This window comes from Streptococcus suis, assembly GCF_002964045.1.
Taxonomy (GTDB): domain Bacteria; phylum Bacillota; class Bacilli; order Lactobacillales; family Streptococcaceae; genus Streptococcus; species Streptococcus suis_U.
In genome coordinates, this window is the sequence record NZ_POPB01000480.1 from 1 (window position 1) to 391 (window position 391).

At 29.2% G+C, this 391-nt stretch carries 1 pseudogene; it reads left to right on the plus strand.

Annotated features, from left to right (window positions below):
* Positions 1-391: pseudogene (locus tag C1E99_RS12150) on the plus strand (DNA adenine methylase); the annotation flags it as partial.

Sequence of the window (391 nt, forward strand, 5' to 3'; positions counted from 1 at the left end):
TATTCTGTTTTAAATTATACAGATCAGCTTGTAGAAAAAATTGAGAATACTCCAGTTACTATTGAAGAGTGGAGAACTCAAAAAAATATCCAACAAAATAAAGATAATTGTAATGACCTTTTGTCGCTAGGTTTTTCAACTTTATTCCTCAATCGAACAAATCGTTCGGGTATTATTAAGGCTGGTGTAATCGGCGGTTTAAAACAAAACGGCGATTATAAACTTGATTGTCGATTTAATAAAAAAAAGACCATCGAAAAAATAAAATTAGTTGCTTCTTTTAAGAAGCAGATTAACCTTTACAATATGGATGCTGAGCAATTTATTCGATTAAATATTTCAAAAACAAAAAACTCTTTCACTTTCTTTGATCCACCTTATTATAAAAAGG